This window comes from Marinilabilia sp. (assembly GCF_016278715.1).
GTDB lineage: Bacteria > Bacteroidota > Bacteroidia > Bacteroidales > Marinilabiliaceae > Marinilabilia.
This window is the reverse complement of the sequence record NZ_JADQBH010000223.1, coordinates 19,977-41,134: the sequence shown is the minus strand read 5'-3', so window position 1 is coordinate 41,134 and position 21,158 is coordinate 19,977. Positions and strand designations below refer to the sequence as shown.

Below are 21,158 nucleotides of genomic sequence, written 5' to 3'. Positions count from 1 at the left end.
CGGAAAGTGAATGCCCCGGATGCCGAAAAGGGGAAGAGTAGGCGGAAATTTTAAATCACAGAAAAATGAATAGAATTAGTGTTTTAAATGAGTCTAAGTTTGAAAGAATGACTCCTCAACAACTTCAAGTTATCCAAGGTGGGATGACTGGAAAAGGAATTTGTCTTTCTTGCAAAAAAAGAGCTAGAAAAATCAGAATTGCAGTGGGGACAGAACCATCAGGGGAAACTATTTCTGGTTAAATACTTGAAGGGGAGAGTTTACTTTTTTGCTCTCCCTTTACCTTAATAATACGATATATGAAGACTTTTCTTTTTGAAGTTGTTTTTTGTTTTCTTTTTCTGAGCTGTAGTCCAAATTTGTTTGTGCGAGAACAGTATATTTCCTATGTGGAGAAACAAGATACGGTGTTAACGAGGGAAAGGATTGAACTGTTCATAAACCGAATTCAAAAATATCACCCCTATTCTTTTGATAGCTTAGGAAACAGAGAGATTGATGAACTAATTGAAACAATAGGAGAATCTATTCCCTCGCATAAATTGAACGATGCTGAAATAGTTTTTCAGGCGCGCAAATTGATGGATTTTATTAATAATGAAGATCCTCATTTTAGAATTATTCCTGTTTTTAGAAAATTTCCTGAACTTAAATATAAAACAGCCTCAATTATGGTGCCTCCATTTCGGGGACTTTGTATCAACGACTCCTTATTGGTTAATTCTTTTTATGATGAGGGATTGAAAAGAGGTGACTTGATAAAATCTATTAATGATATCCCGGTAAAAGAATACCTGCGCTATTATTACCGTGACCGGTATGTGGATGTAGGCAACTTAGTTTGGTATATGAATTACCAGATATATCCGGAATACAAAATTGATTTTATTCGAAATAATGAAGAAAAGTCTGTGACAATCAATGGAATGCGTTATCCAAATTATTTAGTTAAAGAAGGTCGCTTTTGCGAAGGGAAGATAATGCCGGATTATTCTTTAGGTTATTTTAAAATCCGTGAATTTGAAAATAACGGATACATTTTAAAGAAATTCAGAAAACTCACCGAAGAAATGAGTCAATCTGGTTATTCTGATTTAATTATCGATTTAAGAGAGAATCCTGGAGGTTCGGGGAATGATTTAAATTTGTTTTTCTCTTTTTTCTCGGATAAGGACAGCCTTCACTATTTGGAAGATGCCAAAGCGAGGGTGTCAAAAATTACGAAGGATTATGGATTTGATGAATCACAGTATGGACAAGTGTTGAGTTTACCTTCCGAAAATGTTTTTCACTCATTTGCACTTGATTCATCCTTGTTCGTTCCCAATCTCAAGGTATATGTTTTGATTAGTCGCAGCACTGGATCTATTGCTGCCAGTTTTGCTAATATTTGCCAATATAATGAAATAGCCACTTTAGTGGGAGAACCATTGGCCTTTAATGCATTGAAATATGGAGAGGTTGCGTCAGGAGAATTTCTTGATAATCCGTTTGCTTTTTCTACTATCCAATACGATGAATATACCAAAGCTAAAGACGGCATTGTCCGGCCGGACATCCCAATCCCTTATATTGCCAGGGAATATATGAAAGGAGGAGATCCGGTTTTGGAGAAGCTACTGGAGTATTTAAAAAATAAAAACACTGAAGTTCTTACGTCAAATGAGTAAATATAAATGGTCAAGGTTTAACTTTTTGGTGGATTCAGCCAAGCAGGGAAAATTATTATACAATTCGTATACCAATGGGTTGTTAAAGTTGGATGAAACACTTTTTGCCCAACTTCAAGAAGTTGAAAAGAGTGGACTTATTGAAGATAGTTTTTTTACTGAGGAAGAGGTTCGATTTTTTGAAAAGAATTATGTTTTTGTTTTTGATGATGATTTACTCGTGGAGCAACTTCGTCATCAGAGTCTAAGCCGAATTTTTGATAAAAAACACATGGTTTTAACCATCGCTCCTACTCACAATTGTAATTTTAATTGTGGCTATTGCTATGAGAAGTGGCGAAACCCGGGAAGAATGAGTGATGAAACAGAAGATGCTATCGTTCAGTTTCTGAAAAAAAGAATGGAGCAAGACGCGATGGATACGCTCAATTTAACCTGGTATGGAGGAGAACCCTTATTGGAGACTAAGAGATTGCTTTCTTTAGGATTGAAGATAAAAGGGTTAGGATTAAATGTTCTCGAAAATGAGATTGTAACCAATGGTTATTTGTTGGATTCAAAACGAATAGAAGTTTTGTCAGAGATTGGAGTTGATACGATTCAGGTCACTTTAGATGGTTTAAGAGTCGATCATGACAAACGACGTCCATTGCTTAATGGGAATGGGACTTTTGATAAAATCGTTGAGAACCTTGACGGTTTATTTTCTGGAAAGTTTTGTGACTCTTTCTTTGTGGCTGTTCGGGTAAATATTGATAAATCTAATCAGGTGAAATTCTGGGAAGTTTTTGAATGGTTAAATGAGCGGTATCCATCAAAAAACTTGGTTGTCTATCCTGGATGGATTCATCTTGAGGATTCAAACCCTTCAAAATGTAATTGTTTTGGCCGAAATGAATCTACTGATTTCTGTATTTCTGCATTAAAAGAGAGAAATGTGTGTCTTGAGAAGATCTATCCTGATGATATTAATGTTGAATGTTTGGTTCGAAATCCTAATAACATGATCATTGGTTGGAGAGGGGAAATTTACAAGTGCTTTGAAGACTTAGGCGAAACGTCATTAGTTGTTGGTAATATTCATGATGACCCTGTTTTTTCAAATCATGAGCTGCAGGCAAAGTATTCTGTCGGAATTGATCATTATCAGGAAGAGGAGTGCCAATCCTGTTCGTATTTGCCCATTTGCCATGGTGGTTGTCCCAAACGAAGAATGGAAAATAAATATGAAGGCAAGAACAACGATTGTTGTACACCTTTTAAGGGAAGGATAGAGGATTATCTGGAATTGTTGTAATAGTCTTAAGAAAGTTAATGATTGATTCTTTTCCATTTTATAATCAACCGGACATAATGGATTGCGGTCCGGTGTGCCTGCAAATGATTTCAAAATTTCATGGCCGGTTTTATTCTATAGAGAGATTAAGAAATCGAAGCTTTCTTACCCGCGAAGGAGTCTCTCTTCTTGGGATCAGTGAAGCAGCTGAAAGCATTGGTTTTCGATCAATGGGGGTGAAGATTAGCTTTGCGCAACTTGAAAAAGAGTCCCCGGTTCCATTTATTGCCCACTGGAATCAGGAGCATTTTGTTGTTGTTTACAAAATTGAGAAGAACAAGGTTTGGGTGGCGGATCCTGCTCATGGCAAGGTCACTTATACCCGGGACGAATTTCTTAAAAGCTGGGCTTCCACCGTGAAAAATGGAGAATCTGTTGGAATTTGTCTTTTGTTAGAGCCTACTCCTGAGTTTTACAATATGGAAGAAGAACCACCCGATAAATCCGGGTTTTCCTTCCTTTTTAAATATTTGCGTCCCCATAAGAAGTTTATCGTTCAGTTGGCTTTGGGTCTCTTGGTGGGGAGTTTACTTCAATTGGTATTTCCCTTTCTTACCCAGGCGGTTGTTGATATTGGCGTTAATACCCGGAATCTCAATTTTATTCACTTGGTGTTGATCGCCCAATTGGTGTTGTTTGTTAGTAGGATGAGTGTGGAGTTTATACGTTCCTGGATTTTGCTACATGTGAGTGCCAGGATTAATATTTCTCTGATAAGTGATTTTCTTTCCAAGCTGATGACGCTGCCCGTCCGTTTTTTTGATACCAAGATGACAGGCGACATCATCCAGCGAATTGAAGATCACTCGCGAATTGAAGATTTTTTGACCGGACAGACTTTAAATGTACTTTTCTCAATGATCAATCTGGTTTTGTTTGGAGCAGTTCTGGCCTGGTATAGCATGAAGATATTTGTGGTCTTTTTGATTGGGAGCCTTCTTTATTTTATGTGGGTGTGGTTGTTTATGAAAAAAAGGCGGGACATTGATTATAAACGATTTGCTCAAATGTCTTCTGAACAGAGCAACCTCATTCAGATGATTTCAGGCATGCAGGAGATTAAGCTCAATAATTGTGAGAAAAAAAAACGATGGGAATGGGAGCGCATTCAGGCAAAATTGTTCAGGGTGAGTGTTCAAAGTCTTTCGTTAAGCCAGTACCAACAATTAGGGGGACTGTTTTTTAATGAAACGAAAAATATCATCATTACGATACTTGCAGCGACTGCAGTAGTTAAGGGGAATATGACTCTTGGGATGTTGGTGGCTGTCCAGTACATCATTGGGCAGCTCAATAGCCCCATAGATCAAATGATCAATTTTGTCCACCTGGCTCAGGATGCTAAGATTAGTCTGGAACGGTTGAACGAAATACACTCTAAGCCTAATGAGGAGGAAGCAAGAGATAACCGGTTGACTGAGATAGCCGGGCGGCTTGATCTCCATCTGCAAAATGTGACTTTCCAATATGAGGGACCGCACTCTCCAAAAGTGCTTAATAAGGTGAATTTACATATTCCGGAAAAGAAGATAACCGCCATTGTAGGAACCAGCGGAAGCGGTAAAACAACACTCATAAAATTGTTATTGGGTTTCTATAACCCTGTGGATGGAGAAATAAAGATAGGTGAAAGCAATCTTGGGAACTTTCATCAGGGATGGTGGAGAAGCAAGTGCGGGGTCGTGATGCAGGATGGCTTTATTTTCTCGGATACCATTGCCCGGAATATAGCTGTAGGGGATGATGATATAGACAAGAAGAGGTTGCTTTATGCTGTTAGAATTGCCAATATTCAGGATTTTATAGTAGGTCTTCCTTTGGGGTACAACACCAGGATCGGGCAGGAAGGTGTTGGGTTGAGCCAGGGACAACGACAAAGAATCCTGATTGCCCGTGCCGTTTACAAAGATCCGGAGTATATTTTTCTGGATGAGGCGACTAATTCCCTGGATGCCAACAATGAGCGAGTGATAATGGAAAACCTTGATCTTTTCTTTAAAGGTCGCACCGTTGTGGTGGTGGCTCATCGTCTTAGCACAGTGAAAAATGCAGATAGTATTATTGTGATGGAAAACGGGTGTATTATTGAAACCGGGACTCACAAAGATTTAGTTGGAGCTTCCGGTGCATATTTTGACCTGGTGAAGAATCAGCTTGAATTGGGGAATTGACCAGATTTAGAATAGTTTATATTCTTTTAGGCAATTTTATGACCAGAAAATTTAATTAATCTTTAAATGAGCCCGAACAGCTATAAAAATATTACTGAATATAAAACAGAGCATATTGATCTGAAGAGCGATGAAGTGAGAGAAATAATGGGGCAAATACCCAATCGTTTAATTCGGTACGGAATTGTAATAATTGCAGTTATTATTTCCGCTCTTGTTGTTTTTTCTTTTGTTTTCAGATACCCAGAAGTTATCAACGGAAGCTTTTATCTGCAAACCTCCAATCCACCTGCCTTTCTTTTGTCCAAGAGTTCAGGGAAAATGCAAAATCTGTTCGTTGCAGATGGCGATTCTGTTAAATCGGGTGAATTGTTGGCTATTGTTGAGAGTCCTGTGAGTAGCGAGGGATATAAACTTTTAAGAGGTTTCATTAGTCTGGGGGTGGATTCTATTCTTGAAAAAGAACAGGAGCAAAAATGGGAGATTATATCGAAAGAATCTCAGCTTGGTGAACTTCAATCGCCTTTTTCGGAGGTGGTGAAGTATGTTTCAGAATATCAGACATTAAAGAGAATTGACTATTTTCAGGAGAAAAGAAAGGCTGTGAAGGAGCGGATGCGTCGATTAAGGAGAAGAAGGAGTCTTCTTATTCAACAGATCAATTCCGCCCAAAAAGCATTTGAAATTGACCGTAAAGTCTTGACCAGAGACTCCCTGCTTTTTGCATCAAATGTGATTGCTGAAGCGGATTATGAAAACGCTAGGAAAGGTTTTATTTCTCAGGAGAGAGAGTTGATAGATACACGTTTGAATTTGTCTTCAGTAGAGTTGAATCTTTCTGAATTGGATCAGGAATTACTGGATATTAATCTTTCAGAACAACAAAGCATTGATGAGCACCTGTCCGCAATAAAAATTGCTTTTAACCATCTAAAGGCATCACTTTCTGAATGGGAAAACCGGTTCTGCTTGGTTTCTCCTATCAATGGGGTTGTTGCTTTGTCTGGTGTCTGGGAAGAAAACCAAAATGTGGAATCAGGCCAAATGGTGATGGCTGTTTTACCTCAAAAAGCTACCAAACTAATAGGCAAATTAAGTATTCCTGTTCGCAGTGCCGGAAAAGTTCATCAGGGTCAGGAGGTAAACCTGAAGTTTGTTGATTTTCCTTCCCATGAATTTGGGTTGGTGGTAACGAATTTGGAAGGCTTATCGGAAGTCCCAGATTCTGCTTATGTCGGGACTGTCTTGTTACCTGATACATTAGTGACTAATTATGGTAAGCAGCTGCCATTTAAGCAGAATATGCAGGGAGTTGCAGAAATAATTACTGAGGATATAAGTTTGGCGGAAAGACTGGTTTATCCGTTGAAAGCTATTTTAAAAGAGAATATGGAATGATTTTATAGTTTAATTGTTAGGATAAGATTGTTTTGTTTATTCCTGCCTGTATCCGTTTTTTTTGAAAGTATTGCAGGTCAATGTTTCTCTCTGTTTTACTGAATGAAGAAAAAACTTAAGTCTTTTTCTGAGGATCGATAGAGGTAGGTGGTTTTCGATCAATTTAAGAATTAATTGGATCACCCGTTATTGTTAAGTTTTGGGTTCATACCGAATTAGAGACTTGACTGAAAATGAGCGTTTACAATTAGGTAGAGGGGGGATGAGAGCGTTAAGAAAAGGTTAAAGGAGGATATTATAAAAATCAAAAGACTATAAAAATGAATTTTATTGATAACAAAGAAACGCATGAAGGACTTGCTCCGTTAATATGACTTAAAGGAACAGGAAGTTCTGACGAATTTGCTATGGTTTTAATTCTTCCAAGAGGAAGTTTTGTAGAGTAATTCAAAAGAAGCAGGTGCCAGATCAAAAACGGTAATTTCTGTTGATGATGGAAACGGAAATTGCGTCACTTTTAAAGTAATTGACGACAGACATGGCCATATAAAGCGAATTGTGATGAAAGAATTTAAATAATGGATATGTATTATCTTAAACACTTAAAAGTGATAGGAATTCTATTCCTGTCACTTATTTTAATTTCTAACAAATTAATCTGTCAAAATGATTTTTCTGATCAACAAATTAAATCTACTTACCATGAATGTTTTACTAAAGCGAAGGAAATATATTTTACTTCACCTGATAGTATATTTATTATTGATTCATTAATTCAAGTGGCATTGGCTGAAAGTGTCACCCCCCTCTCAACGGATTTGTATTTTCTTTTAAAAGTGTTTGCTTATAGATGTGATGAAAAAAACTTTTGTAATGTAGCAAGCCAGCTAATTAATAATGGGGTGTCGAGGGTTGATATTATCAAAATCAGACCTTCGTGTATAAGTAAAAGAAAAATTAAAACATTTCTTAAGCAAAAGATAAATACCAATAATAATCAAAATGTGGTTTTAAAAGAAACTTTGGACCAGATACAAAGGGATGATAAATATTCACAGTTCTTTTTGGTGAGCAACAAAAAGCGGGAACAAATAAACAATAATAACTTCGAGAAAATAAGGATTATCGTAAAGCAACTTAATAAATGGCCTGGTATTTCAGTTACAGGACGTGATCAAAACATTAACCATAGAGATATATCAGATGGTTTTGTACACTCTTTACTTCATTTCACCACTGACCAAATTGAATTTCTACTTCCTTTTTTGGAGGATGCACTAAAAAACAATGACATTAGTCCATATCATTATGCCAGGATATTCGATTATTACTACATAAAAAAAACGACAATTGCTACAATGGGAAGAAAACCAGAACAGTATTATGGTATATATAGAAGCAGAAACGGTAAAAGTGTTTTTCCGGTTAACATGGATAGAGTTAAGAAGAGAAGGGTAGCTATTTGTTTAAGTGCTGATTTTATAAATTTTGACTAGAAGAGTATTTGTCTCAAAAATAATAATAATTGATGGTATTAGTTTTTAATCCAGAAGAGAATCAAGCTACTGGTAAGCTTTATTGTAGACTTACCAACATTAGAAACAAAGGGTCTTTTCATTAGTCATTAAATATTCATGGTCCTAAAGGCATCAAAAAATCCCAACAATTAGGGATTTTAGGAATCCAACCTTCATTGTAGTTTTGCATCATTATTTTAAATGAGTTTAATTAAACGAAACTGATAATGATGAAAGGGGTTCTATTTTCAATGGTGTTGATGATGACTGTTTCAGCTTATGCACAAACAGGCGAAAAAAAACCAATGTGTACACCAATGCAGCAGATAATATGCTGTCAAGCAACAATAAACTGATGGTTGGAGGATATGGTGAAGTGCATTACAACCAACCATTAGATGCAGATGTGAAGAACATCGGGAAAATGGATGTTCACAGAGTGGTTATGCTTTTGGGGTACAATTTCAGTGATAAAACTCAATTTATAACCGAGCTTGAATTTGAGCATGTTAAGGAGGTTTATGTGGAGCAGGCCTTTTTGCAGCACCAATTAAGTCGAAGTGTTAGTTTAAGGGGCGGGCTGATGCTTGTACCCATGGGGGTTATTAATGAATATCATGAGCCCACTACATTTAATGGTGTGGAGCGACCCTTGATTGACAAATACATTGCACCCACAACCTGGCGTGAAATTGGTTTCGGAGTAACGGGGAATTTTATTCCGGCATCCCTTAAATATCAGGTATATATCATGAATGGGTTTAATGGTTACGACGGGGCAGCAAACCTGGGAGGCAAAAACGGATTGCGTAAAGGTCGCCAGAAGGGGGCTGAATCTTTCATCAGTTCACCCAATTTCACCGGTAAAGTTGAATATTATGGTATCAGGGGACTGAACGTTGGTTTGTCGGGGTATTTTGGAAAAACTCAAAGTACTTTATATGACGGAACCGATAAAAGCGATGATACAGGGTTGGCTCTGGCCGATTCGTCGGTGGTTGGGGTGTCCATGGTTGGATTGGATGCACGTTACACATGGCAAGGATTTCAGTTGCGGGGACAGTTCTATTATTCAGGGTTGTCTAATACTGAGCAGTATAATGAATTTACGGCATCCGAAGACGGGGTGTTGAATGATTTGGGCAGCGCCATGACCGGGTATTATGTTGAAGCTGCTTACGACGTGTTAAGATCATCGAATACCGGGAAGCAATTGATGCCTTTTGTGCGCTATTCATTTCTTAATACTCACTCCGATGTTGAGGATAATATTAGTAAAAACCCTACCTATGAAAAGAATATCATAACCACCGGTCTTTCTTTGAAGTTGGCTCCCGGTGCTGTGGTGAAAGCCGATATGCAGTTTGTTAAATCAGGAAATGAAGATAAATTCAACAAAACTTTCAATGCGGGAATCGGAGTAATGTTTTAATAATTCAAAACCGGGATGCGATGATGAAAGGGATTGTTTTTTTAGCGGTTAGTTTTTTTACTGTTCTTGTTTGGGGTCAGGGAGAAATAGAATACCAAAACAGGACATTAGAAAAGGCCCTGTCAAAAGAAGGAGTTTCTGATTTTTCTCAGATATCAGAATTGAAGGTTGCTGATTCGCTCCTGCAAAAGCACCGAACTCTGGGAAAATTCTTTGAGGTTACTGCGAATGCAGGGAAGTACAAATATATTTATACCGGAAGGGTGAACAGTTGTCGCGCTGGTGGCTGCTCAATCTCGGGTGAAAAATCAGACCCCGGTAACGGAGAATACTTTGACTATTTTATTCTTTTTGATGAGGGTAAAACAGTTCAGGTCGTTAAAGTTTTTAATTATCAGGCTACTCATGGTTATGAAATAACAGCAAGAGGCTGGTTAAAGCAGTTTTCCGGTCACGATGGTTCGGAGCCTTTGCAGGTGAACAAAAATATTGATGCCATTTCTGGAGCAACCATCTCCGTTCAGGCAATTACTGATGATGTGGAGTTGAAGACAAATCTTCTGCATAAATTGAAGATGTAGCAGATGAGGGCTTCTTTTCTCCCCTTTGTTTTCAAATATCTCTCCCCACGTTTCCGCACGAGGGGGGGAACTCTCGTTTCCTCAGGATTTCTTAGTCATTAATCACATAACTATGAATAAATATTCCTATTTAATCCTGATTGTTTTCTACTTCTCGGAATGAACTTCGATCATTGTGCTTATGTCTCTCTATCATTGGTCATGAATAAATAAACCTTTGTGGCTTTCAGTACTTTTGTTCAGCCCCTTTTTGGCCTCTCCTCTTCGACAAGGTCGAGAATAGTAATCCGTTCAATAAAAGCAGAGTTTCCATGACGCAAAGGTTTTATTGTAAAAGGTTTGTATTTATCAATTCTCGTTTTCAGGTTTCTTGTTATTAGTGTCTTACTCTTAATATTCGTTTTTTGCAAAATATTTCATCGTTCCTCCTGAAGGCTTTTCATATTGGGCGTTCCATAGTTTGGATGGCTCTGTGATAATTGAGTTACCGTTCTTTCATCGCTCTGCGGCTTTAGGTTTTGTTAACAACATACTTAGGAATTAATAGCCGCGGAGCGGCGGCAGAACGGTAGAAATAATGTGATAAAAAAAGAAAAAAGCTGGGGAACTGCGACAGATTCTCTATAGATTTATTTGGTTCTGGCTCGTTTAGGTTCGGGGATTATAAGACATTAATGGAGTATTGCCAAATGGGACTACTTATATTTTAGTTTTTTCTGCATTGTCGTCTGAGACGAGAGTTTTAAGTGCTGGATTGGAATTAAGGGGTAAGGAGATTTTTTCAATAAAAAAACAAAGGATAAATAGGTCTTTTTATACAGAATACTTATATTTGCATCATCAATCATTAAAACTAAATGTTATGCAAATAGATGCGAATACCATTGTAGGCGAAATTGTAAAAGAAAGTTACAAGGCCGCGCCGGTGTTGGAGAAACACAAAATTGATTTTTGCTGCGGAGGCAATATTTCCTTGGATGAAGCCTGTGCGAACGCATCGGTTGATGTGGCAGAACTTATTCCCCGCCTGGAGGAAGTGATGCAGGAGGAGGATTTTGATGCCCGGTTTATTCAGAGTCTGGAGTTAGACCAACTGGCAGATTATATCGTGAAGAGGCATCATTCTTATGTGAAGGAAAAGATTCCTTTTTTGAAAGCCAAGCTGGAGAAATTGAGTAATGCTCATGGACAAAATCATCCGGAACTTTTTGATGTGGCCCGAATGTTTGAGGAGAGCGCCGGAAATCTGAGCGCACACTTGATGAAGGAAGAGTTGGTGCTGTTTCCGCAAGTTCGGAAACTCGTTAAAGCAAAAAAAGGAGAAAAGGTAGATCTGAGTCAATTGGGAGGAGTAGATTCTCCTATTCAGGTAATGCTTGCTGAACATGATGCCGAGGGCGAACGTTTCAATACGATTTCTGAAATCACTAATGGTTATCAAACTCCCGATGACGGCTGTAATACTTACGAAGTAACCATGCGAACTCTCCAGGAATTTGAGGAGGATCTGCATCGTCATATTCATCTGGAAAATAACATTCTGTTCCCGGGAGCCATTAAGTTGGAAGAAGAGCTGGGAGTTTAGAGAAAAGAGCATTGTGCATGGAACAGAGAGCATGGAGTAAAAGCAAGTAAGGTGCTACGAAGATATTTCAGCAACTTAGCTAAATGAATTACTTGAATATTCTTTTAATTTCCCGTTATATGGCCCATGCTCTGTGCCCCTTGCTACAAGCTCTCTGCCAAATTTTCATATCTTTGCATTACTTCAAACCCAAAGATTCAGATAAATGTTATCAAAAAGTTCGGAATATGGTATAAGAGCCATGGTGTCGGTTCAACTGCAGAACTGGGAGCAAAAGCGACCCGGTGTGGCTGATGTGGCCAATCATATTGAGGCTCCTGTGGCTTTTACCGCTAAAATTCTTCAGGCCCTTACAAAAAACAGGTTGTTGCATTCGGCCAAAGGCCGGGGGGGCGGTTTCTTTTTTTCCGATGATGACATTGATGTAACGCTTTTTCAGATTGTGAAAGTAATTGAAGGCGAGGGGATTTTTCATCGATGTGGGTTCGGAATGAAAAATTGCAGCGACGGGAATCCTTGTCCGTTGCATCACCAGTACAAGGTAGTGCGTAACGGCTTCGAAGAGATTGTGAAGAATGAGACCGTTAGATCCCTGGCTGCTAAAATCCGTGATGGAGAGGCCGTGCTGAATAGTGAACTGGAATTACAATAGCGTGCTGGTCTCCCTTTCTTCTTGCACCAGAGGGGCTGTTACTTCTTGTGTCTTACGGGTTTATTTGTCGTCAGAGACGACCGGAAAATGTCCCTCCATCCGAAGCGAGGGGCAGAGGAGGGTGGAACTCTGTGTTTCCTTGTGCACCTCTGTGTAATTAATTTATTTATGGCAAAAGGAAAAATTTTTAAAAAGCTCCACCGCTGGCCGGGGCTTATTCTTTCGTTTGTACTTCTTTATTACGGCTTGACCGGTATTTTCCTGAATCACCGGGAGTTTTTTTCTTCCCAGGATTTGTCCAGAACAACCCTGCCTGATGTATATTCTTATCAGCAATGGGGCAACAGTTCTCTGAAAGGAAATCTGATTATATCTCCGGATAGCATTCTGATATTTGGAAACATCGGTGTTTGGGCAACCGATTCTGCTTTTTCGCAGTATCGGTCAATTAATGCCGGATTTCCCATTGGTGCCGATAATCGAAAAGTTTTTGACCTGCATCGTGATAATGTCGGGAATCTTTATGCCGCCACCCAATTTGGATTATTTGGTTATGAGGACTCTGTTAAGGAGTGGAGAAAGTTTCCACTGGATGTCCGGATTAAACGGTTCGTGGCAATTGAAACGGTGGGTGATTCCCTTTATGTGCTCAACAGGTCTTATTTGTTTAAAGGTCGGGCTCAGGGCCTAAATACCTCTTTTCAGAAGGTGGAACTGGCCCAGCCCGAAAATTTCAGAAATGAAGTAACTTTGCTGGAAACTGTCTGGCAGCTGCATTCCGGAGAGGTTTTTGGTTTGCCTGGGCAATTCTTTGTTGATTTTCTGGGACTGATTACGATTTTTTTATCGGTGACCGGGATTCTTTATTTCTTTTTTCCTGATTGGATAAAAAAACGGAAACGGAAAAGAAAATCTATAGAGAAATTGGTGAATTCCAGTCGCTGGTCGTTAAAATGGCATAATAAAACAGGGGCCTGGTTCTGGTTGTCTCTGGCTTTTCTCTTTTTTACCGGAATATTTTTGCGCCCTCCCTTCTTGATTCTGATTGGTTATTCCAAAGTTTCGCCCATCAAATATTCTCATCTCGACCAGCCCAATCCCTGGTACGATAAGTTGCGCGATATTCGCTACGACCATGAAAGGGAGCTGTTTTTTCTCTCAACCTCGGATGGAATGTTTACTCTGAATAAGGGAAGCCTGGAGCCTCAGAAATGTGAAATTCAGCCGCCGGTCAGTGTGATGGGTATTACAGTGTTTGAACGCTATGGCGAAGGTGCGTGGCTGATTGGCTCTTTCAGCGGATTATTTCTTTGGCATCCGGCTAGTCCTCAAATTATTGATTTTCCAAAGGGAGAGATTTACCGGGGAGCTCCTTCCGGCCGACCTGTGGGTATGTTTAAAGTAACCGGAATGATAAATGACCCCTCCGGCCACCGTTATATGGTGGATTACGACCAGGGTGTGCTGCCCTTGTATCATAACAAATCATTTCCTGATGCTCCGGAAAGTGTGGTGAAACAAACCCGCATGTCACTTTGGAACCTCTCGCTGGAAATACATACAGGTCGGTTTTTTCAGACTTTACTGGGCGATTTTTATATTCTCATTGTGCCTTTGGTGGGACTTACCGGAGTTATGGTTGTCATCAGTGGGTATTTGCTATATCGTAAGCGGTACAGAAGACGAAAAAGAAGGAGAATAAATGGATTAAATATTCTCCGGGATTGAGGAGCCTCTTGTTTCCGCACAAGGGTTTTTTTCTACTCTTCTCCGACCAGATACTCAATGAGCTTTTAAAGTCCCAAAACAGTTGATTTTTCGAATGTTTTTGTCTGATGGACACAGACTACAGGGGTTATTTCCCCTCTTTTGGAGAACAACGCCCCGTTAAACCTTTGCAAATATCTGATAAGGAGTTATTTATTTATTATTGTGCATTGCGTGCAAATGTTTAATAAAAAAGATTTTGTCCCTTTTTGAATCCGTAGTTCCAGCATAGGAGCTTATTGCGTCTCTGCGTTTAGGTTTTTTTTAACGACCGATTGGGAGATAGTACTGAAATCTAAAGAAAGTTAATTTAGCTACTTGTTTAGAATTGCTTTAAATAAACTTTTAAAAAAGATATTTGCATCCTTTTATACTAAATAGTTTTTAAGTTTGTAATTAGATTGATTGAGTTAGTGAGTTCTTGAGGAGGTAAATATTCTTGATAGAAGGTTGACGTTCCAAGGCAGGGGGGAGAGTTGGCCAATTTTTGGTTTTTGAAAGCAATACTCTGTTAGGCTTTTGCAATTGCTCGATAATAAATAGTATGACAAAGGTTGTTTATGCAGGTTTATGAGAATAAAAACTTTGTGCCTTTGCGCGTCTGAGCGTTTAATCTTTTTCTAATGCATACTTAAAGTAAGTAGTCGGTTTTTTGACGGTTAGTAAACACGATAATTAATCATTCTTAAATATCTAAAGCTATGACAACAAGAAAACTATGGATTGGTTTTATTCTGGTAATGGTCATCTCATTTGGGATTTTAGGCTATTACGGGTGGGAGATTTACAGGGAAGCGCCACCTATTCCCGAGAAAGTGGTCACAACTGACGGAGAAGTAATAATGACTGCTTCAGATATCAAAGATGGTCAGAATGTATGGCAATCTGTTGGTGGTCAGGAGGTCGGTACTATTTGGGGACATGGAGCTTATCAGGCGCCTGATTGGAATGCAGACTGGTTGCATCGGGAGGCACTTTTCATTCTTGATGAATATGCCAAAGCTGATTTTGGGAAAGTGTATGAAAATCTGGATGATGAGCAAAAGGCTATGCTTCAGGCACGGCTAAAAAATGAACTTCGCACCAATACGCATAATTTTGATAATGGAGTTTTGACCATTTCTCCGGTCAGAGCAAAAGCGTTCAAAGAATTGAGCCGTCACTATGGAGGTTTGTTTATGGATGACCCGGCCAAAGCTGATTTGCGGGACGCATACAGCATCCCGGCCAACAGCATCAAGACAGAAGATCGCATGTTTAAGATGAATGCTTTCTTTTTCTGGACTACATGGTCAACCATAACACAGCGGCCGGGTTCTGATATTACTTATACCAACAACTGGCCACCCGATGAATTGGTGGGCAATAAACCAACCAGTTCCCTGATTCTTTGGACCGGTTTTAGTGTGATTATTTTGTTGGCAGGGATTGGGCTGATGATTTGGTTCTATGCATCGCGCAAAGAGGATAAAGGAGAAGAAATTCCGGAAACGAATCCACAAATGGAAGTGCGTCAAACCCCTTCGATGAAAGCAACGCTCAAATATTTCTGGGTGGTAACAGCCCTTATTCTTGTACAGATTCTGATGGGGGTAATAACTGCCCACTACGGGGTCGAAGGTCAGGCCTTTTACGGTATTCCCCTGGCTGATTTTTTACCTTATTCGGTAACGCGAACATGGCATATTCAGTTGGCCATCTTTTGGATTGCGACTTCATGGCTTGCTACAGGTCTTTATCTTGTTCCTGCCATTTTAGGTAAAGAGCCAAAACACCAAAAGCTGGGTGTAGATATTTTATTCTTTGCATTGCTTGTAATTGTTGTAGGCTCCTTGTTGGGCCAATGGCTGGGAGTGATGCAGAAACTGAATCTGGTCGAGAATTTCTGGTTTGGACATCAGGGATATGAATATGTGGATTTGGGGCGTTTCTGGCAAATATTTCTGTTTGCAGGACTTTTTATCTGGTTGTTCCTGATGGCACGTGGGTTATTGCCTGCTTTGAAAAATCAAAAAGAAAATCGTCACTTGCTGATAATGTTCCTGATATCATCCATAGCCATTGCTTCCTTTTATGGTGCAGGTCTGATGTGGGGCCGTCAAACGCATCTGTCACTTGCCGAATACTGGCGCTGGTGGGTTGTTCACCTTTGGGTAGAAGGATTTTTTGAAGTGTTTGCTACCGTGGCCATTGCATTTTTGTTTGTGCGGATGAGACTGATTCAGGCATCACTGGCCACTATTACCGTGTTGCTTTCAACTGTTATTTTCCTTTCAGGGGGAATCCTTGGAACCTTCCACCACCTCTATTTTGCCGGGACGCCCACCGCTGTAATGGCCATAGGTGCCAGTTTTAGTGCTCTGGAGGTGGTTCCGCTTGTCCTTATGGGGTATGAAGCCTATCACAATCTTGGATTAAGTAAGGCCAAAGAATGGGTGCGGGTTTACCGTTGGCCTATCTATTTCTTTGTGGCAGTGGCGTTTTGGAACTTTCTCGGAGCCGGTATTTTTGGATTTCTCATTAATCCGCCCATTGCATTGTACTATATGCAGGGTTTGAATACAACTCCGGTACACGCACATACTGCTCTCTTCGGAGTTTATGGGATGCTGGGAATGGGACTCATGCTCTTTGTGCTTCGCGAAATGGATTTAAAAGTAAAGTGGAAGGAGAGGCCCATAAAGATTGCTTTTTGGGCTATAAATATTGGCTTACTCCTGATGGTACTTATCAGTGTATTGCCGGTAGGTCTGGCTCAGACATGGGCAAGTGTAAAGACTGGTTTGTGGTATGCACGCTCAGCAGAATTTCTGCAAACACCGGCCATGGAAACTTTGCGCTGGTTACGTGCCATTGGCGATTCCATCTTCGCCATCGGTGTGTTATTCCTGGCCTGGTTTGTTTTTGGACTCAAAGGTGGATGGTCTGTTAAAAAAGATAAATGATTCAGTAACAATAGTGTGTTAAAAAAACATAAATACAGAGACGCTATGACGCAAAGTTTATAATGTAAGTGAGTTGTGCTCTGTCTGCTTGCAATCGTAACAAGCCAGCTATCAGTTACTTGCAAGAGACTTGCGAAGCATTGACACTAATAAATGAATTAAAAAAGGCACCTGAGCAGGTGCCTTTTTAATTCTATCGCGGGATTACAGTATGGATAAAACTTTGTCGCAATGAATTCAAGCTCCAAATGAAGGACAGGCGACTTTATCAGTCATCTCCTCGTTTGGAAACCAGGGGGAAGAAAATACCCTATTGAGGGGCATTGTCATAAACCGTATTCAATGTGTAGGATGCATCATCATTGGTAATTGCTTTTACCATTACGTCAACTATCTCTTTTCCGTTGTTGATATAGTCTCCTGTGCTGTGGTTGATGATTCCTGAGCACTCTTTCCCGGCACCTGTAGCTCCATTGTCCCAGAAAAAGGGTGCCATACCATATACTTTGGCAGCTTTACAGAGGTATTCCAGATAATATTTGCGGAATTCCTCGGCTCGGTCTGTGCCGCGGTGTACATTGCCCACCTCACCCAGATAGACAGGAATTCCGTTGTCGGTAAATTTAGTTTTTAACTGCCTAAATACTTTTCGAAGGTCTGCTTCATCGCCGTAACTTTCTTTCTTTGTAGGATCCGCAGTGTGACCCCATTCCGAAAATTTGTCAGTGAGGGTGTATTCATAAGGATCGTAATAGTGAACGGCGACCAACAATCGGTCTTCCACCACATCCGTGGGCAGCACAAAGTGGTTGATGGTCAAATTGGGATTGGTACAGTAACCGGGAACCCCCAGGTAGCGGTTGCTGTTGTTGCCTCCTGTGGAGCGTACAGCATCTACAAAAACCTGATTCCATTCGTTCAGGGTGGCATACTGTTTTCCTCCGTCAGTGCGGTTGGTTCCCCAGCCCCAGTCACCATCGTGAATTTCGTTCATAGATTCAAAAATAAGGAAATCACCTTTGTCTTTGAATTTCACGGCTATTTGTGTCCACATAGCCTTGAGTTGTGCTTTTACTTTATCGTTCACATCTTCATCTACAGCAGCATCTTTTATGTTGAGCCAGTAATGACTATCTCCTCCGTCGTGATGAATATTGATGATGGCAATAAGTCCCGCATTTTCTGCATAGCTCACTACCTCGGCAACGCGGTTGAGCCAGGCTTCTTCGATAATGTAATCGGGCGCCTCGCCAATGTGCCCCAGCCAGGTGACGGGGATGCGCACGGATTGTATTCCTGTAGCTGCAACTTTGTTGAACGCTTCCTGCGTGGTTTTTTCGTTACCCCAGATGGTTTCATTGGATAGGCCGTTGCTGTGGGCATCCAGTTGATTGCCTATATTCCAGCCTAAACCCAGCGTTTTGATGATGGGCATCACATCTGCATCCTCGGTGGGAGTTTCTTCTTCTTCGGAAGATTCCTCCGCACCGTCCTGGCTGATTTTGAGGTCTCTGACATAATCCGTGCCGCTAATGGTGATGTTTGTCCACCGACTTTCCGGAAAGCTGTTTGGGCTGGCGGAGATGGTGTAGCTGAGCAGGTCGTTGCTTTCTGAAATTTCTTTAGAAACAGTGCACCACGCCATCTCTGAACCCTTCATCTTCAGTGATATGTTGGCTTCAATGGTCAGCGTTTCTGTGCCGCCACCCGAGGGAAAGTTGAACTCGGTTTGGGAGAGCTTAACATCGGGACTGATGGGCTCCGTTTGTTCATCAGAACAGGCAGTAGTGGTCACTCCTGTAACTATTATGATTATTAATGCAATTTTCTTAAGTATCATGTTTCTGACTTAATTTTTTGTTACGGTTGTTTCAAAAGTATAAAATTCAGGCTTATTCCAATGATTAGTGTAAATAAAGTTCTAGGCGAACGGTTTTTATATTGGTCGTGAGTAGGAATGCAGCATACCAACTTCTTGGTGAGTTCGTTACGCACCCGACCTGGATTGTCCCCTTCGTGCAGTTTCAGAATCAGCTTCTTAAGCTTCTATTTTCTGTAAAATGAGTTGTTTAGAAATTCGCTCATGGTGGTTAATTTTATATTTTGTTTTTTGCTCTTTAATTGTTGGTTTCATCTAAGTTTTGAACTGAAAGTGAGTATGCCATGGTTCGTGGTTTTTTTGCTACTAAAGGATAGAAAAATCCTTTTATGTGAATTTAGAATATTTAATTATTCTGAGGAAAAGCATTGAATTAAAAATACGGAAAAAGGATGAAAAATGGTAGTTTTGAAAATGCTGAAAGCGTAACGTGAAACAAAGGAAAACAATTTTCTTGTGAAGAATTCTACCGAATTAATTAATGCAACCATTGACTTTGTAAAAACAGAGCTTGCCGGAGCCGAAGGTGGTCACGACTGGTTTCATACTTATCGTGTGTGGAGGATGGCCAGTCATATTGCGGAGAAGGAGTCCTGCGACCCTTTGGTCGTGGAGCTTTCTGCCCTGCTTCACGATATTGCCGATTCCAAGTTCAATGACGGAGACGAGGAAGCCTCGCCACGAAAGGCCGTTGAGTTTTTAGGAGAGTTGGATGTAGCTGATGAAGTGATTGAAAATGTGGAAAACATCATTCGGTATATCTCCTTCAAAGGAGGAAATCATCAGCAAAAGTTCCGCTCCCCGGAACTGGACATTGTTCAGGATGCCGACCGGCTGGATGCCCTTGGAGCTATTGGCATCGCCCGGACATTTAATTATGGGGGCTATAAGAACCGGGAATTGTACAATCCGGATATAAAACCAAACCTGAACATGACCAAAGAAGAGTATAAGAATAGTACGGGCCCCACCATCAACCATTTTTACGAAAAACTATTGTTACTGAAAGACCGGATGAATACCAAAACCGGAAAGGCAATTGCAGAACAGCGGCACCGGGTTATGGAGCAGTTTCTTGATGAGTTTTATGGGGAGTGGGAGGGACGTTTGTAGTTTCTTTCGGTTCAAAGAACCTCTGCGTTAAAACTTTAAAAATTATCAACATGCCAAAACTTAAAAAACAAGGTCTCAAAATTCTTAAAATGGTTCATCTTTTCTTAGTGGTGATGTGGATTGGAGGTGCCACATCCCTCCTGTTGGTTCTCTTTTTTGTTTATCCCGAAACGGGAGATGAGCTGTTTATGAAGTCCCGCATTATTCAGGTAATTGACGATTTTATTATTATTCCCGGTGCTATGGGGAATCTACTGATAGGCATTGTCTATGGTGTGTGGTCAGGCTTTGGATTTTTCAAACATTACTGGATTACAGTGAAGTGGGTGCTAACAGTTGCCCAAATACTCTTCGGTACATTCTTTCTGGGTCCCTGGGTCAATGGAAACGTTAAACTGGCCAACACCTTGCGGGAGCAAGCTTTTGCCAATGAGGTTTTTCAGTACAACTTTCAGCAGAGCGCTTTTGGGGGAACAGTACAATTGTTTCTCTTATTGGTGATGCTGGTCATTTCAGTTCAGAAACCATGGGGCCGAGAAGTAAGAGGAAAATGAATTCAGGAACTATATTTTCTTGATTATGAAACCGATAATAGATCATCTGCAGATTACCGTAAAAGATTTGGAAGTTGCCGAAAAATTCTACGATAGATTTCTCCCTGTTATTGGGTTTGATATCAACCGAAAAGTGAAGGCTTCCATCAAGGAGCATGACTTTGATGTCATTGAATATACGCATGACTTGCTGGCTTTTGCGATTACATCTCCCAGGGAAGCTTTCAGGAATGATTCAATTAACCGCCGAAAACCCGGTGCTTTACACCATTTGGCTTTTAAAGCCAATACGCGCAAAGAGGTTGATGAAGCATATATAAAGCTTGTAGAAATAGGAGCCAATATTGTGGCTGCTCCTCAAATATATCAGGAGTATAGCCCAGACTATTATGCAGTATATTTTAAAGATCCGGAGAATATTAAATATGAAATTGTTTGTACTGTAGAATTGTAGTAGAATTGTCTGTGAAGGTTGCTTCCGAAAACCTTTGCGGAAACGTCACTCTAATTATTTTTCACTTTCTTTTATTGTGAATACGAATTAACTTCTGGTCTCTT

The 21,158-nt window shown here is 40.2% G+C and carries 16 protein-coding genes; 15 read left to right on the top strand and 1 reads right to left on the bottom strand.

From position 1 onward, the window contains the following. Positions 1-65: 65 nt before the first annotated feature. From QZZ43_RS13730 to QZZ43_RS13675, 12 genes are all read left to right on the top strand, one after another. Positions 66-242 carry a hypothetical protein gene (locus QZZ43_RS13730; RefSeq protein WP_291860457.1) on the top strand — a complete coding sequence of 59 codons (177 nt, stop codon included), beginning with the start codon at positions 66-68 and terminating at the stop codon, positions 240-242. A gap of 57 nt (positions 243-299) precedes the next feature. Next, positions 300-1,670, top strand: coding sequence for a S41 family peptidase (locus QZZ43_RS13725; protein ID WP_291860454.1), 1,371 nt, complete (start codon positions 300-302; stop codon positions 1,668-1,670). An 88-nt stretch (positions 1,671-1,758) separates the two neighbouring features. After that, on the top strand, positions 1,759-2,967 hold the full coding sequence (locus tag QZZ43_RS13720; protein ID WP_291860451.1) for a radical SAM protein: 1,209 nt from the start codon (positions 1,759-1,761) through the stop codon (positions 2,965-2,967). Between the two features lie 17 nt (positions 2,968-2,984). Further along, entirely contained in the window at positions 2,985-5,177 is a 2,193-nt protein-coding gene (locus tag QZZ43_RS13715; RefSeq protein WP_291860448.1) for a peptidase domain-containing ABC transporter, read from the top strand. A 66-nt stretch (positions 5,178-5,243) separates the two neighbouring features. Continuing rightward, complete coding sequence (locus QZZ43_RS13710) at positions 5,244-6,575, top strand: HlyD family efflux transporter periplasmic adaptor subunit (protein ID WP_291860444.1); 1,332 nt, start codon at positions 5,244-5,246, stop codon at positions 6,573-6,575. Between the two features lie 608 nt (positions 6,576-7,183). Next, on the top strand, positions 7,184-8,071 hold the full coding sequence (locus tag QZZ43_RS13705) for a hypothetical protein (RefSeq protein WP_291860442.1): 888 nt from the start codon (positions 7,184-7,186) through the stop codon (positions 8,069-8,071). A gap of 328 nt (positions 8,072-8,399) precedes the next feature. Then, positions 8,400-9,524 (top strand): hypothetical protein, encoded by a 1,125-nt coding sequence (locus QZZ43_RS13700; RefSeq protein WP_291860440.1) that lies wholly within the window; start codon positions 8,400-8,402, stop codon positions 9,522-9,524. 20 nt (positions 9,525-9,544) lie between these two features. Beyond that, positions 9,545-10,105, top strand: a complete 561-nt coding sequence (locus QZZ43_RS13695; protein WP_291860438.1) for an FMN-binding protein — start codon at positions 9,545-9,547, stop codon at positions 10,103-10,105. Between the two features lie 862 nt (positions 10,106-10,967). Further along, positions 10,968-11,690, top strand: a complete 723-nt coding sequence (gene ric, locus QZZ43_RS13690; RefSeq protein ID WP_291860436.1) for an iron-sulfur cluster repair di-iron protein — start codon at positions 10,968-10,970, stop codon at positions 11,688-11,690. 205 nt (positions 11,691-11,895) lie between these two features. After that, a complete protein-coding gene (locus QZZ43_RS13685; protein ID WP_291860433.1) occupies positions 11,896-12,342 on the top strand; it encodes an Rrf2 family transcriptional regulator in 447 nt (148 codons plus the stop codon). 21 nt (positions 12,343-12,363) lie between these two features. Beyond that, positions 12,364-14,070 carry a PepSY domain-containing protein gene (locus QZZ43_RS13680; RefSeq protein ID WP_367221585.1) on the top strand — a complete coding sequence of 569 codons (1,707 nt, stop codon included), beginning with the start codon at positions 12,364-12,366 and terminating at the stop codon, positions 14,068-14,070. A 740-nt stretch (positions 14,071-14,810) separates the two neighbouring features. Further along, a complete protein-coding gene (locus QZZ43_RS13675) occupies positions 14,811-17,054 on the top strand; it encodes a nitric-oxide reductase large subunit (RefSeq protein WP_291860430.1) in 2,244 nt (747 codons plus the stop codon). Positions 17,055-17,364: 310 nt separating this feature from the next. Here QZZ43_RS13675 and QZZ43_RS13670 read toward each other — a convergent pair whose 3' ends face one another. Further along, positions 17,365-18,894: a cellulase family glycosylhydrolase gene (locus QZZ43_RS13670; RefSeq protein WP_291860428.1), complete on the bottom strand. Its 1,530-nt coding sequence runs from the start codon at positions 18,892-18,894 to the stop codon at positions 17,365-17,367. A gap of 495 nt (positions 18,895-19,389) precedes the next feature. Here QZZ43_RS13670 and QZZ43_RS13665 point away from each other — a divergent pair, with 495 nt between their 5' ends. The 3 genes from QZZ43_RS13665 to QZZ43_RS13655 are packed head-to-tail and all read left to right on the top strand — an operon-like array spanning position 19,390 to position 21,054. Beyond that, positions 19,390-20,046, top strand: coding sequence for an HD domain-containing protein (locus QZZ43_RS13665; RefSeq protein ID WP_291860425.1), 657 nt, complete (start codon positions 19,390-19,392; stop codon positions 20,044-20,046). 50 nt (positions 20,047-20,096) lie between these two features. Beyond that, positions 20,097-20,600 (top strand): hypothetical protein, encoded by a 504-nt coding sequence (locus QZZ43_RS13660; RefSeq protein ID WP_291860421.1) that lies wholly within the window; start codon positions 20,097-20,099, stop codon positions 20,598-20,600. Between the two features lie 25 nt (positions 20,601-20,625). Then, positions 20,626-21,054, top strand: coding sequence for a VOC family protein (locus QZZ43_RS13655; RefSeq protein WP_291860417.1), 429 nt, complete (start codon positions 20,626-20,628; stop codon positions 21,052-21,054). The last annotated feature ends 104 nt before the right edge of the window (positions 21,055-21,158 follow it).

Excerpts from the sequence above, each read along its gene's own strand:
- QZZ43_RS13730 (WP_291860457.1), top strand. The coding sequence starts at position 66 with ATGAATAGAATTAGTGTTTTAAATGAGTCTAAGTTTGAAAGAATGACT.
- QZZ43_RS13725 (WP_291860454.1), top strand. The coding sequence starts at position 300 with ATGAAGACTTTTCTTTTTGAAGTTGTTTTTTGTTTTCTTTTTCTGAGC.
- QZZ43_RS13715 (WP_291860448.1), top strand. The coding sequence starts at position 2,985 with ATGATTGATTCTTTTCCATTTTATAATCAACCGGACATAATGGATTGC.
- QZZ43_RS13710 (WP_291860444.1), top strand. The coding sequence starts at position 5,244 with ATGAGCCCGAACAGCTATAAAAATATTACTGAATATAAAACAGAGCAT.
- QZZ43_RS13695 (WP_291860438.1), top strand. The coding sequence starts at position 9,545 with ATGATGAAAGGGATTGTTTTTTTAGCGGTTAGTTTTTTTACTGTTCTT.
- ric (WP_291860436.1), top strand. The coding sequence starts at position 10,968 with ATGCAAATAGATGCGAATACCATTGTAGGCGAAATTGTAAAAGAAAGT.
- QZZ43_RS13685 (WP_291860433.1), top strand. The coding sequence starts at position 11,896 with ATGTTATCAAAAAGTTCGGAATATGGTATAAGAGCCATGGTGTCGGTT.
- QZZ43_RS13675 (WP_291860430.1), top strand. The coding sequence starts at position 14,811 with ATGACAACAAGAAAACTATGGATTGGTTTTATTCTGGTAATGGTCATC.
- QZZ43_RS13670 (WP_291860428.1), bottom strand. The coding sequence starts at position 18,894 with ATGATACTTAAGAAAATTGCATTAATAATCATAATAGTTACAGGAGTG.
- QZZ43_RS13660 (WP_291860421.1), top strand. The coding sequence starts at position 20,097 with ATGCCAAAACTTAAAAAACAAGGTCTCAAAATTCTTAAAATGGTTCAT.
- QZZ43_RS13655 (WP_291860417.1), top strand. The coding sequence starts at position 20,626 with ATGAAACCGATAATAGATCATCTGCAGATTACCGTAAAAGATTTGGAA.